The sequence below is a fragment of the Streptomyces nojiriensis genome (genome assembly GCF_017639205.1).
GTDB classification, from domain to species: domain Bacteria; phylum Actinomycetota; class Actinomycetes; order Streptomycetales; family Streptomycetaceae; genus Streptomyces; species Streptomyces nojiriensis.
This window is the reverse complement of record NZ_CP071139.1, coordinates 323,088-335,822: the sequence shown is the minus strand read 5'-3', so window position 1 is coordinate 335,822 and position 12,735 is coordinate 323,088. Positions and strand designations below refer to the sequence as shown.

10 protein-coding genes are annotated in these 12,735 nt (G+C 71.4%); 9 read left to right on the top strand and 1 reads right to left on the bottom strand.

Features of this window, described 5'->3' with window-relative positions:
• Nucleotides 1-441: 441 nt before the first annotated feature.
• The 9 genes from JYK04_RS01740 (at nucleotide 442) to JYK04_RS01700 (ending at nucleotide 11,868) form a co-directional block, all read left to right on the top strand.
• Nucleotides 442-2,133, top strand: coding sequence for a DUF2637 domain-containing protein (locus tag JYK04_RS01740; RefSeq protein WP_189747698.1), 1,692 nt, complete (start codon nucleotides 442-444; stop codon nucleotides 2,131-2,133).
• 410 nt (nucleotides 2,134-2,543) lie between these two features.
• Entirely contained in the window at nucleotides 2,544-3,416 is an 873-nt protein-coding gene (locus JYK04_RS01735; RefSeq protein WP_189747696.1) for a hypothetical protein, read from the top strand.
• Between the two features lie 67 nt (nucleotides 3,417-3,483).
• The gene (locus tag JYK04_RS01730; RefSeq protein ID WP_189747694.1) at nucleotides 3,484-3,753 is read left to right on the top strand and encodes a hypothetical protein; all 270 of its coding nucleotides are present in this window, start codon (nucleotides 3,484-3,486) and stop codon (nucleotides 3,751-3,753) included.
• Entirely contained in the window at nucleotides 3,750-4,856 is a 1,107-nt protein-coding gene (locus JYK04_RS01725; RefSeq protein ID WP_189747692.1) for a conjugal transfer protein, read from the top strand. Before JYK04_RS01730 ends, JYK04_RS01725 begins: the two co-directional genes overlap by 4 nt.
• Before the next feature lie 14 nt (nucleotides 4,857-4,870).
• On the top strand, nucleotides 4,871-5,185 hold the full coding sequence (locus tag JYK04_RS01720; protein WP_229876920.1) for a hypothetical protein: 315 nt from the start codon (nucleotides 4,871-4,873) through the stop codon (nucleotides 5,183-5,185).
• Complete coding sequence (locus JYK04_RS01715) at nucleotides 5,182-5,811, top strand: hypothetical protein (RefSeq protein ID WP_189747690.1); 630 nt, start codon at nucleotides 5,182-5,184, stop codon at nucleotides 5,809-5,811. Before JYK04_RS01720 ends, JYK04_RS01715 begins: the two co-directional genes overlap by 4 nt.
• 14 nt (nucleotides 5,812-5,825) lie before the next feature.
• Nucleotides 5,826-8,369, top strand: a complete 2,544-nt coding sequence (locus JYK04_RS01710; RefSeq protein WP_189747688.1) for an ATP-binding protein — start codon at nucleotides 5,826-5,828, stop codon at nucleotides 8,367-8,369.
• On the top strand, nucleotides 8,366-10,708 hold the full coding sequence (locus JYK04_RS01705; RefSeq protein WP_189747687.1) for a hypothetical protein: 2,343 nt from the start codon (nucleotides 8,366-8,368) through the stop codon (nucleotides 10,706-10,708). The genes JYK04_RS01710 and JYK04_RS01705 overlap by 4 nt, the downstream gene beginning before the upstream one ends.
• Complete coding sequence (locus JYK04_RS01700) at nucleotides 10,705-11,868, top strand: C40 family peptidase (RefSeq protein WP_229876919.1); 1,164 nt, start codon at nucleotides 10,705-10,707, stop codon at nucleotides 11,866-11,868. The genes JYK04_RS01705 and JYK04_RS01700 overlap by 4 nt, the downstream gene beginning before the upstream one ends.
• Before the next feature lie 192 nt (nucleotides 11,869-12,060).
• Here JYK04_RS01700 and JYK04_RS01695 read toward each other — a convergent pair whose 3' ends face one another.
• Nucleotides 12,061-12,690, bottom strand: a complete 630-nt coding sequence (locus JYK04_RS01695) for a class I SAM-dependent methyltransferase (RefSeq protein ID WP_189747685.1) — start codon at nucleotides 12,688-12,690, stop codon at nucleotides 12,061-12,063.
• Between the last annotated feature and the right edge of the window lie 45 nt (nucleotides 12,691-12,735).

Sequence of the window (12,735 nt, the reverse complement as noted above, 5' to 3'; positions counted from 1 at the left end):
TGCCCAACTCTCCATCAGGCTTGCCCGATCGGTCACGGGAGGCTTGCCCAGGCAGAGGGCAAGCCTCCCACCTGCGTACTGAGGGCGGTGGGCAAGCCTTTGGGCATGCCGGACCGAGAAGTGTGTACGGCACGGGATCCGAAAGGCCGTCGTCCCGGCGCGGGCGGCCGCGTCAGCGCCCATGACACGGGCGGACTGACTGTGCTTCACCAGATGTGCTGCGTCACGCAGCGGCAGCCCCGCCCAGCCCATTACGTCGTAATACGAGCGGCGTACGTACCTGACCGGTCGGCCCAGCGTGCCGTATTACGACGTAATACGGCGTCCGCTCCCCATCAGCGGCCGTGTCCAACATCCATTCGAGGTAAATCCCCTGCCTGCACAAACTCCCGATGCAAGGGTGGCCTCAACGACAACGCGAGGAACGAGGGATCAAGGCCAGTGGCGCAGCTACAGCTGACTCGTACGCACCGGATACTCATCGGCGTCGTCGTCGCCGGTGCCGTGGCTATCGCGGGGATCGGGTTCTCGGGCTCGTACGCCGCGGTGCGCGTACTCGCGCTGAAGAAGGGCTTCGGGGACTTCTCTCTGGTGTTTCCGATCGGCATCGACGCCGGCATCTGCGTGCTCCTGGCGCTCGACCTCCTGCTGACCTGGATTCGCATCCCGTTCCCCCTCCTGCGCCAGACCGCGTGGCTGCTCACCGCGGCGACGATCGCCTTCAACGGCGCGGCCGCGTGGCCGGACCCGCTCGGCGTGGGCATGCACGCGGTGATCCCTGTTCTGTTCGTGGTCACGGTGGAGGCGGCCCGGCACGCGGTCGGCCGGATCGCGGACATCACCGCCGACCGGCACATGGAGGGCGTCCGCCTCACGCGCTGGTTGCTCGCCCCGATCCCGACGTTCAAGCTGTGGCGCCGCATGAAACTGTGGGAGTTGCGCAGCTACGAGCAGGCCGTGGGTATGGAGCAGGACCGCCTGATTTATCAGGCGCGGATGCAGGCCCGGTACGGGCGCGGGTGGCGGCGCAAGGCGCCGGTGGACGCGCTGATGCCGCTGCGGCTGGCCCGGATCGGCGTCCCGCTCGCGCAGACCGCTTCCGCGGGACTGACCGCAGCCGGCCTGAGCCCGATCCTGCTCTCTCGCCCCGAGCCCGAGCTTGCATCCGTACCTGAGCTCGCGGCTGGGCTGGCCTCGGCCGAGGTTCCGGAACTGCGGCCGGCCAGCCAGCCCGCCGCCGCGGACACCCCCGCGCCAGCTCCGGCTCCGGCTCTGGAAGCGGAATTGCCGGTCAAGCCCGTGGCTGCAACTCCCGGTATCTGGGAGGAGGTGCCCGGGCCCGTTCTCGTCGACCTGGCCCAGGCCGGGCGGGACTTCGTGGCGCAGTACGGCACGATCGCGTCTGCGGAGCAGTTCGCGGCGTTCCTTGCGCGGGACTACGGCCTGACTGACCGGGACACCTGTGGCCTTGTGCCTGAGGTTCTGCTGGAGCCGGTGCTTGCCGAGCTCCGGGCGGCAGCGGGCGAAGTGGCGGAGCGGGCGGCCGCCGTACTGGCTGCCGGGGCGCCGGGGAACGACGAGTTGGTGGCCGTCCAGTCGGCCGCCCCGGCTCCGGCGTACGAGGAGCAGACGTTCGGCGCGGGGGAGCCGCACCCGTTCTTCGGGGAACCGGTCAGCACCCGCAGCACAGGCGAGTCATCGGTCGAGCCTGCACCGCTTCCGGCCGGAGCGGTCCCCGCACCGACGGCCTCTGTGCCCGCTGCCAGCCCGGCCGGACGCTCGGGCAGCCGTTCCTTCGAGCAGACCGTTCTCGCGGCGCCGATGGGCCCGGACGCGCAGCACTGGGTGGCCGACGTGGCCGCGTCCGGTGAGGCGATCGTCCGCGTACCGAGGCAGCAGACCCACTACGTTCCGGCCGACGACGATTCGCTTCCGAGTGAGATCAAGCAAGTCATCGCATGGCTCACCGAAGCCGAGGACGCCAACACGCGGCTGTCGGGAGCTGAGGTCGCGCGGCGCCTCGGGGTCTCGCCCAAGACTGGTCAGCGCCGCGTGCTCGACGCGCAGAAGCAGCTGGAGGAGCAGCGCCAGCAGCAGGGCAGAGCGCACCTCCGCTCCGTCACCAGCAGCTGACCGACCCTCCCTCGGGCCGCGGTCACCGGTCATCGCCGTCGGCCGCCGCGAGCGACACTCAGGCGGTGACCGATGCCGGGCCCGGTGACCGGTGACCCGTCTGGGCACCATCGGTCACCGGTCATGACCGATCCTCAGCGACCGGTCACCCGTCCTTTGCGCCCGCCTTCTGGGCAAGCCTGCGTACCCGAATCTTGGGGCTTGCCCACCCCCAGGGAGGCTCGCCAGAGTTGCACGGACCGGTCACGAGGGGGCTTGCCCAGCCCCCGCCAGGCTTGCCCAATCGGTCAGGGGAGGCTTGCCCAGGCAGAGGGCAAGCCTCCCATCTGCGCTTTTAGGGCTGAGGGCAAGCCTTCGGGCAAGCCGGTCCGAGGAGTGTGTACGGCACGAGATCCGAAAGGAGACGTGTCGTGCACGACGTTTCGCACCCCGCCGCCGGCGGCGGGTTCTTCGACCGGCTGGATGCGGACTGGGCCGCGGTGTGCGCGGACCCCGCCCTGCGCCAGGCGGTGGCCGACTGGGTGACCGATGGCCACCTGGATGGCATCGCGGCCGTGACCGATTCCTGGTCCGGCTCCCTGACGCCCAAGCAGCTCCTCGCCGCGCTCCGGCCGACGGCCAACGACGTGACCGATGCACTGACCGATGCCGTCATGCGGGCCCTCCTTCAGCGCGCCGCCGGCCGTGACCGATCAGCCGCTCTCGCCGCCCGCGTCATCGTGCAGGCGATGCTCCCTGCCGCCTGCCGCATCACCCGCGGCCAGGTCCGCGTGACTGGTGGCCGCACTCGCGACGCCGTCGGTCACGTGACCGTGGCTGCCCTCTACGAGGTCGCCTGCTCCGGCCGTATCCACCTCCGCCCCGGCCGACCCGCTGCCAACCTCACGCTGGACACCCTGCGTCAGGTCCTCGCCGAGCTCGGCGCCGAGCAGGGCCCGGCGGGGGAGGACCTCGCGACGGCCGAGCACCTCGCCGACCCGGCACCCGGCCCGTACGAGATCGCCCGCGCCCGCACCGTGCGCGCGGCCGCCGCGGAAGCCGGCCTCCACGTCGGGCCGGCCGGCGACGCTGAGGGCACCCCGGCCCGGCTGGAGCTCCTGGAGCTCTTCCTCGTCGCGGTCCGCGACGGCGCGCTGTCCACCGCCGACGCGCAGGCGCTGGCTTGGCACCACATCAGCGGCGGCATCCCGGATGCCGAGGCCGCCTCCCGTGCTGGCACCACGGTCGGCGCGTGGCAGCGCCGCCGCTCGCGGGCCCTGGCCCGCCTCACAGCATCTCTCTAGCCCGCGCCCGCGGCATGACCGGAACACCGCTCCGGCGACCGTCCGCTCCCCCCTTTGGAGATGTGTCTTGACCACAACCGCCACCGCGACGTCGCTGGACGCCGACGAGGAGCGCGTCACCCGCGCCCAGCGTCTGCTCATCCACCTCGGCGCCGCCCTCGTCAGCCGCCCCTTCGACACCGGCACCCACGAGAAGCTCCGCGCCTTCCTCGACGAGGATGCCGAGCTGGCCCTCGCCTCGCTCGCCGCGCTGCGCCTCCGACCCGAGGCGGGACTCCGGAACCGGAGCGCGGAGCTGGCCGGCCACACCCTGCGCTCGGCCGGAGGCACGGCATGAGCCTCGTACGCACCCGCCGCCAGAGGCCGGTACCGCCAGTTGAGCCGCAGCCGGAGGCCGTCCAGGTGCCCGAAGCAGCGCAGGACGCCGGCTGGGTCGGCGGATGGTCGACCGGCGCCCAGGCCAACTCAGCCGCACTGATCCGGTGGATCGTCTGGGGCCTGATCGCCCTCGGGCCTCTCCTGGGCGCGCTCGCCTACCTGTCGGTGCCCACTACGTCCGCAGCCCCGGCTCCGAAGGCCGCCCCATTCGCACCGTCCGCGAGCGGCGGCCAGGGCGCGGCCGGCTTCGCGAGCCTCTTCTTGGCCGCCTATCTGTCTGCTGGCCGCGGCGACGAGCCCAAGCTCGCCGCCTACTACCCGCCGGCCAGCAGCCTCCAGCTCGACGGAGTCTCCGGCCAGCGCCAGGGCGAGCAGCTGACCGTCGTCCGGCTGCGTCAGACCGACACCTCGGTCTGGGCGGTTACCGTCGCGGCACGCGTCACCGGCGCGCAGTCGGCGCTGGCGCCGTCCGCGCAACCTGGCACCTCCCTGACTCCGGCAGCCGACCCGGTGCGCTACTTCCAGGTGCCCGTGGCCACCGCGCCCGGTGCCGGGGGAGTGACCGCGTACACCGCGCTCGCGTTGCCAGCCGAGGTCGCCGCCCCTGAGCGGGCCAAGACCCCGGAGCTGGTCTACGGCGCGATGCACCCGGCGCTGCCGACCGACCCGCGCGCCCAGGCGGTTACCAGCTTCTTGAGTGCCTACCTCACGAAGGCTGGCGCCGAGCTCGACCGCTACCTCGCGCCCGGTACTCGCCTGTCCGCGCCGTCCCCGGCTCCGTACTCGGGCGTCGCGGTGGACCAGCTCGCCGTCGAAGGCGAGACCGGGGGAGAGCCGGTCGTCTCCGTCCCTGGCGACGGCACAACCCTGCGCCTGCTCGTCACCCTCCGGGCGACCGGCCAGGACGGGGTGAGGCTCCCACTCACCTACGCGCTCGCCCTCAAGGCCCGCGCCGGGCGCTGGGAGATCGTCGGCCTTGACGGCGCCCCTGTCCTCGCCCCCACGCCCGGGGCTGCTGAACCGGCCGGCTCGCCGAGCCCGGCACCCATCCACACCCCGTAGAAGGAGCATCCGACATGCTGAACGACACCATTACGCTCGCCCAGGGGCTGAACGACGTCACCCTCGCCCAGGGCTGGATCCAGACCAGCACCAGCCTCGGCAATTCCATCAGGACTTTGATCTTTGACGTGGCCATCCCGATTCTCTGCGGCACCTTCGTGGTGGTTGTTGGCTGGAAGACCAAGGCACCTGGTCCGACGATCATGGCCTGCATCTTCGCGGCGGTCGTCTGGGGTCTGGCCGCCCAGATGCCCGCTCTCAAGAACAAGACGACGGAGGACATCGTCCAGTACCAGGGCGGCCCCAACGCCGTCCGGAGTGACCAGTGACCGAAGCCGCCGCGAATGGCGGCGAGCCGGACTTCGAGCTGATCGGCCGCTGCTACACCAAGGCCCGCCGCGCTCCGCTGGTCCACGGGGTGATCCGGGACGTCAACGGCGGCCGGGGGATCCGGCTGCCCGGCGGCCCCTACACGATGACCCAGCTCGCCGGGATCGTCTCCACTGTCGCCGCTCTCATCCTGACCCGCCCCGTGTGGGGCGGCCACGGCTGGCTCGACGTCGCCGCCCTCCTCGTCCTGCCCGCCGCAGTGGCGTTCGTGCTCCGACACCTGCACATCGACGGCCGCAACCCCGCGGCCGCCCTGCTGAGCATCGCCCTGATGCTGGCCGCGCCCCGGCGCGGCCAGCTCCGCGGCCGCACCTACCGGCCCGCCCGGCCCACCCGCGGCGACACCCGTATCCACCTGCCCGCCGACGAGCAAGCCACCGAAGCCACTGCCCCGGCGATCACCGATGCCCCCGCACGGGAGCCCCGGCCGAAGCAGGCCCGGCCCCGGCCCGCAGCACCCGTTGCCGCGCCGCCAGTACCCGGAGGGGCTTCGGTGCCCGCCGCGCCGGTGGCTTCGGGGGTGCAGGCCCTCCTCGCCCGACGCGCCCCCACCACCCGCACCTGACTGGAGAACTGACGATGCGCCTGCCGATCCGGCACGTCCAGCAGAACCTGATCTTCACCACCCATGGCACCGTCTGGGCGGTGTGGCGCGTTGCTGCGACCAACTACTCCCACGCCCCGGCCGCTGTGAAGAAGCGCCGTCTCAAGGCTCTGGAGGGCCTGTTCAAGGCGATGACCGGCGAGCCGATGCTGCTGTCGCTGTGCCCCCAGATCGACCCGACCGCCGTGGTGCGCGCCATGGTCGACGACATCGACCTGGAGCGCGCGCCCCGCTACGAGAGCCTCGGCCATGCGGTCCTGGACCAGCTGGAGTCCATGGAGCTGACGGGCCGCACCGACTGGCTCGCGCTCCCGCTGCCCCCGCTGTCGCAGAAGGACGCGGTGCTCTCCGCGTTCCGGGCGGCCCGGGCCGAGGTCTCCCTGCAGCTCGGGCTGATGCCTGCGGTCGTCACCGCCGCGGAGGTGCAGCGGCGCCTGGAGCAGGCCCAGCGGATCCAGGCCCAGTGGCCGACCGGGGTGTCGATGCGGCCGGCGTCCGAGGCGGAGATCCTGTGGATCTACGGCCACAGCGCGCGCCGCGGGCTTGCCGAACCGTTCCTCCCGGATGGCACCGAGACCCCGGTCCGCGGCCGGGGCCGGAACACCGCGGCGCTGGGGGAGATCCTCGTCGGCGAAGGTGGCGCCGACTTCAACTCCGGCCCTGCCCTGCCGGCCAACCCGTTCACGCGGCGCTTCCTCCAGGTCTCCAGCGAGTGGGGCGACTCCTACCAGGCGCTCCTGGCTCTCTCGGAGATGCCGGAGGCGTTCGCGCTGCCCGGCGCGGCCTACCTTCAGCAGCTCGACGACCTGGCCTACCCCGTCGACTGGACCGCGCGCTTGGTCATCGTGCCCGGCTCGAAGGCCGAGCCGAAGGTCCGCAAGAGGGCGCGGCACCTCAAGGCCCAGGCCGCCGAATACGAAGGTGACCCGGCTGGCCCGCCCGCGGCCGTCGCCCGGAACCAGGCCGACAACGAGGAGTACCACGAGCGGCTGACGGCGAACCGGCGCGAGGTGGAGATCCGCGCCATGGTCACCCTCGCCGTGTGGGGTAACAGCCCCGGCGACGCCATGGACCGCGCCGCCGCCCTCGCGAGCGACTTCGGGTCCACCGACTACACGTTCTCCCGGCCCGCCGGGGAGCAGGCGAACCTGTGGCAGGCGATGCTGCCCGGCTGCCGCACCCCCCGGGTCATGGCCGGGTACGCGCAGATCCTCCTTGCGCGGGACTTCGCGATGGCCATGCCCTGGTGCGGCTCCCAGCTCGGTGACGAGCGCGGCGGCCTGTACGGCCTCCAGGTCGCCTCCGGGGGCGCCCGACCGGTCCTGATCGACCCCGCCCGCGGTCCCCGGGAGAACGCGTCCGCGTCGATGGCCTGGCTCGGCGAGCTCGGCGCCGGCAAGTCGGTCGGAATGAAGGGCGCCGTCTACAACGTCCTGGCCCGCGGGCATCAGCTCGGTCGGCCCGGCAGCCGCGGCCGCGCCGTCATCGTGGACCGCACCACCGACCAGGAATGGGCGCGGTTCGCAAAGGCGTGCCCTGGCACCACCCAGCTGATCCGCATCGACCACACCGCCGAGGTTTCCCTCGACCCGCTGCGCCTCTACAAGGAGAACAGCCCCCAGGTCGCGGCCCGCTTCACCGAGTCCTTCCTCACCCTGCTCCTCGGCGTACGTCCGATGGACCTCGAAGGCGTCGCCCTCTCCGAGGCCGTGCAGGCGGTCCTGGGCCGGCCGGAGCCCTCGATGCGCGCACTCATGGAGGAGCTCACCGCCCGGGGCGCCACTGACCCGGCGGCCCAGGGCCTGGCCCGCAAGCTCGCCTCGGTCGCCCGCAAGGACCTCGCCCGTGTCGTCTTCGACGAGACGCTGCCGGTCGTCGACACCCACCGCGCGGACTCCGTCGTCTTCCTCGTCAGCGCGCTCGCCCTGCCTAAGAAGTCCGAGCTCGCGAGTGAGCACCGGATCCAGCGCCTGGAGTTCGAAAAGGTCCTGGGCCGGGCCCTGATGTACCTCATCGCTGCCGTCTCCCGCGAGACCGCGATGCGCTCCCGGGACGAGTTCGCTGTCACCGTCTTCGACGAGTGCTGGTGGCTCACCTCCAGCGACGAGGGCCTGGAGCTGCTCCTGGAGCTGCTCCGCGACGGCCGCAAGCGCAACGCGGCCGCGTACGTCGGCTCGCACGACGCCGACGACATCGGCCCCGCCGACAGCGAGAAGGGCGCCATCGTCCGCGGCCTCATCCCGCACAGGTTTGTCTTCCGGCAGACCAGCCGCCCCCTGGCCGCGCGGAGCCTCGAATTCCTCGGGGTGGACTCCACCGACACCGACCTCCTGGACCTGGTGACCGGCGGCCTCTCCCCGCTCGGCCTGCCCGAGGACCAGCGACGGGCCCGCGCGGGGGAGTGCCTCTACCGCGACCTGGCCGGCCGCATCGGCCTCATGCGGGTCCTCATCCCCCGCGACCGGGCGATCGAGCGCGTCATCCACACCACCCCGACCAGCCTGCAGGCGGCGGCATGAGAGTCCTGCGCGCCCCGTTCAAGCGGCTGCGGCTGCTCGGCACAGCCCGTCTGCGCCTTGCCCTGCTCGTGGCGGCGCTCGCTGCGACCGCCTTCACCATGCTCACCTCGCTGCCGGCCCTCGCCGAGCCGAACCCGTCCGCGACCCCGACGCCCACCAGCCCGCCGACGACCAACCCCCTCGGGCCGCCCACACCGGGTACGCGTACGCCGACGCCGGAGGAGCTCGCCGAGATTGAGAAGCTCATCGCCGACCTCAACCAGCGCCTCTCGGAGGACCTGCAGGAGGCCTACCTCAAGGCCGAGGAGGAGCGCCTGCGCAAGCTCCTGCCCAACGAGGGCGGCGTCTTGGCCGTCTTCAACGTCACCGACGAGCGGAACCTGCCGATCTCGGCCTACACCGTGAAGTCGGACACCGGCGGTCTGGCCGACTGGGACCTGACCATCCAGAACCTGATCACCGAGCTGGCTTTCATGACCACCAAGTGGGTCATCGCATTCTGCTGCTGGCTCATCGTCTGGGCCCTCGGCTTCGGCCTCGCCAAGCTCCTCCTGGCGCCCGTCCTGTCCGTTGCGAACAGCCTGCACACGCAAGTCATCCTGCAGATGGGTCTGCCGTCCCTGTTCCTGTCGGTGTGCGCCCTGATCGCCGTCGTGCGCATTTTCTTCGGGGACCGGGCCAAGGGGTGGGGGGACGCGGCGCTGTCCCTCCTGATCGCAGGTCTCACCGCCACGCTGCTGTCCTCGCCCCCGCAGCTCCTGCTGGGTGAACAGGACGGCGCCATCGCCGCCGCCCGCGGCCTGGCCCTCGAAGTCGCCGACATCATCCTCGACGCCAACCCCGGCCCCAAGGAGAAGGCCCCCGATGACGAAGACTCCGCCAGCTCCCGGGCGCTCTCCCGCCCGCTCACCAACGCACTCACCGACGCCTTCATCGTCAAGCCGGCCATGCTGCTCCAGTACGGCCGCGTCTTCGAAGGCGACTGCGCCAAGAAGTACAGCAACACCAAGATCACGCAGCTCGCTTACGAGCGGGCGATGAACCAGCAGATGGAGCGGTTGAAGAAACTCAACAGCTACCGGGCCTGGATCGACCCCACCGGCGCGCAGATGACCGACTGGACCCTGCCCCTGGCCAAGCAGTGGACCGTCGACCACTACGGCAACCCGCCGATGGAGCAGTTCGAGAAGGACTGCGTCAAGGGCGACGTACAGGCCGCGAAGCGGGCATCGATGGACAAGGTCGGCGGCGCGATCTTCCTTCTCGTCGCCGCCCTGATCGTCACTGTCCTGATCGCCGGCCTCGCCGGCAGCTTCCTCGTCGCACAGTGCCGCATCGCCTGGGACGCTGTACGGGCCGAACCCGCTCTCGTGGCCGGGCTGATGCCCGGCGCCGGCCGCGGCTACCTGTGGGACTGGGCCGCCTCTGTCCTGCACTCCCTCGGGCAGCTCCTCGCCTCCATCATCGGCCTCGCCGTCCTCATCCTGATCGTCCAGGCCGTCCTCGACCCCGTGCAGCAGGACTGGGGCAACGAGCTCACCCTGCGCTTTCTCGCCGTGGACATCGTGTGCCTTGGCGCGATCAAGAAGCGCAAGGCCCTCACGGTCAAGTCCAAGCAGGCTGCGGCCAAGTGGCGCGACAAGATGTCCTCCGCCCGGATCGGCGGGACCAACAACTCCGCCCTTGCCCCCTCCTCCACCCCGGTGGCCAAGAACCAGTCGATCGCCCGCAAGATCACCCGCGGCGCGGTCCGCACCGCGATGGTCGGCGTCTCCCTCGCCTCGGGCAATCCGATCGCCGCCCTCGGCTACGCCACCTCCTCCAGCGTCAGCACCGTCGCCCTGATGAACCGCATCCAGTCCGGGGGCAACGGCGGCCGCCGCCCGGCCCGGCCTGCGGGCCAGCCCCAGCCCCAGCCCCAGCCCCAGCCCCAGCCCCAGCCGGGCAACGCCGGCAACCCGGGCCAGACACCGCCCGTCCCGCCGCAGAACCCGCCCGCGCAGCCGCTCAACCCGCCCGGCACCCCGGCGGACCAGCTCCCCGGAGGCCCGGCGCACAACCTCGCCAGCAGCAGCCAGGCGGTCACCGTCCCGAATCAGCCCAACCTCCCGGCCGCGCAGGCGACGAGGCGTCATCAGCCCCGCCACCAGGTCCCGGCCCAGCCGGCGGTCTCGCCGCGCCAGCAGCAGCTCCGGCAGCGTCTGGACCGCGGCACCCCACGGCAGCCCGGCCCGCGCCGCGTCCCGACCGCGTCCCCCCGGCGGCCCAGCGACGCGTCCCTGAGCCGTAGCGAGGAGCGGGAGCTGAACCTCCGCCGCCGTCGGCAGCGCCGCTCGTGAAGAAGAAGTTCAAGGGGTGGCTGGCCGGCGTCGCGGGCCTGCTCGGCCTGGCGCTCGTTCTGCTGGCCGCCATCGGAGCCCACGTGGCCGGCCTCGGCCAGAGCGAAGCCGAGGCCGCTGCGGCAGCCGGCTGCCCCGCCGGTGGCCAGCCCGGCCTCGACCCGGATACCGCCGAGATAGCCCGCAAGGTCAAGGAGATGCTCGCCGGCAGCGGCGACGTGAACGTGCCCGGCCTCGACGAGCCCAAAAAGCAGATCCCCAACGCCAAGGCGATCGTCGCGACCGGCATCCAGAAGCGCGTGCCGGCCCGTGGCCAGGTCGTCGCCCTGGCCACCGCCCTCCAAGAGTCCACCCTGATCAACCTCGACCACGGCGACCGCGACTCGCTCGGCCTGTTCCAGCAGCGGCCCTCCCAGGGCTGGGGCACCCGCGAGCAGATCATGGACCCCGTCTACTCCAGCACCAAGTTCTACAACGGACTCATGGAGATAAAGGACTGGGAGCAGATGCCCGTCACCGTGGCCGCGCAGAAGGTCCAGCGCTCCGGGTTCCCCGACGCCTACGCCAAGCACGAGCCCCTCGCGACCGCCCTCCAGCAGGCCATCGCCCCCACCCTCGGCGCCGCCCCCGTCGGCCCGATGCCGGGGCAGCCTGGTCTCGGCGGCGGCTTCGGCCCGGGAAGGTGCGCCGGACAGGGCGTCGGCAACGTCGACTTCGGGAGCATCCCGCCCGGCACCCTGCCGGAGGGCTACCAGATCCCGGCCACCGCGCCGATGGAGGTGAAGACCGCGATCCGCTGGGCGCTGGGCCAGCTAGGCACCATGTACCAGTGGGGCGGCAGCTGCACGAACCCCCACGGCAGCGACCCATCCGAGCGGTGCGACTGCTCCTCCCTGACCCAGCGCGCGTACGGAGTCGCCGGCAAGGAAATCACCCGCACCACCTACACGCAGATCCACGACGGACGAGCCGCCCCCGCCAGCACCATCGCTCCCGGCGATCTGCTCTTCGTCCGGGGTACGGCTGACGCCCCTGAGCACGTGGCCATGGCCATCGGCTACGGCTATGTCGTGCACGCGCCACGGACCGGCCGGCCCGTCTCCGTGGTGCAACAGAGCGAACTCGGCCCGATCCTCGTCGTCCGGCGCATCGTCGGCTGATGCCATACGTGTAGGTTCCGAATAGAGATGTCGTTGTCCAAGTGATTTGTCATCAACTTGTCGTCCGACTCGTCCAGCTGAGTCTCTACTACGGCCTGGCCCGTGATCACGTGACGGGGTCTTGGAGCCAGATGCGGATCGAGGCGACACCAACGGTGCCCTTGCAGATGAGCTCGCGTTTGTCACCCCGCTCTAGGGGAGGCGGGCCAGCAAGTGGGCGTCGAGGAAGCCCCGCTCGGAGGCCGGGTCGTGGATCAACCGGGCGACCGTGACGAGCCCAGCCCCGGCCAGCAATTCGGCGAACTGGTCCACCGGCCAGCTATAGGCAGGCGTCACCTTGTGGTCGAAGCGGACCGGCTCTGGTCCGTCGGTCGCGAAGAATGAGACCAGGAGCAGGCCCCCAGGCGCCAGGACACGTACCTGCTCGGCAAGCAGCGCGGGCAGTTCCCCGGGCGGGGTATGGATCATTGAGTAGTGGGCCAGCACGCCGCCGAGCGCGCCGTCCTCGACCGGCAGAGCCTCCATCCGCGCCTCGTCGAACCGCAGTGCCGGATGGGCCTGCCGAGCGTGGTCGATCATGGCCGGAGAGAGGTCGAGCCCAAAGGCGTCCAGTCCCAAGTCGTGCAGCATGGCCGTCAGATGTCCAGGTCCGCACCCGACGTCGGCTGCCCTCGGGATTCCCGTCCCGCGCACCAGCTCGGCGAAGGTGCCGATCATGTTCCGCGCGAACGGCTGCGTCTCCAGACGATTGGCAAACATCGACGCATACAGCTCGACGACTCCGTCGTAGGCCGCCCTGGTTTGTTCCTGGTGCTCCACCATAGGAAGGAAGCTAACACCCGCGCACCTTCGCAGCTTCTCCGGCCC

Excerpts from the sequence above, each read along its gene's own strand:
- JYK04_RS01725 (WP_189747692.1), top strand. The coding sequence starts at position 3,750 with ATGAGCCTCGTACGCACCCGCCGCCAGAGGCCGGTACCGCCAGTTGAG.
- JYK04_RS01720 (WP_229876920.1), top strand. The coding sequence starts at position 4,871 with ATGCTGAACGACACCATTACGCTCGCCCAGGGGCTGAACGACGTCACC.
- JYK04_RS01710 (WP_189747688.1), top strand. The coding sequence starts at position 5,826 with ATGCGCCTGCCGATCCGGCACGTCCAGCAGAACCTGATCTTCACCACC.
- JYK04_RS01705 (WP_189747687.1), top strand. The coding sequence starts at position 8,366 with ATGAGAGTCCTGCGCGCCCCGTTCAAGCGGCTGCGGCTGCTCGGCACA.
- JYK04_RS01695 (WP_189747685.1), bottom strand. The coding sequence starts at position 12,690 with ATGGTGGAGCACCAGGAACAAACCAGGGCGGCCTACGACGGAGTCGTC.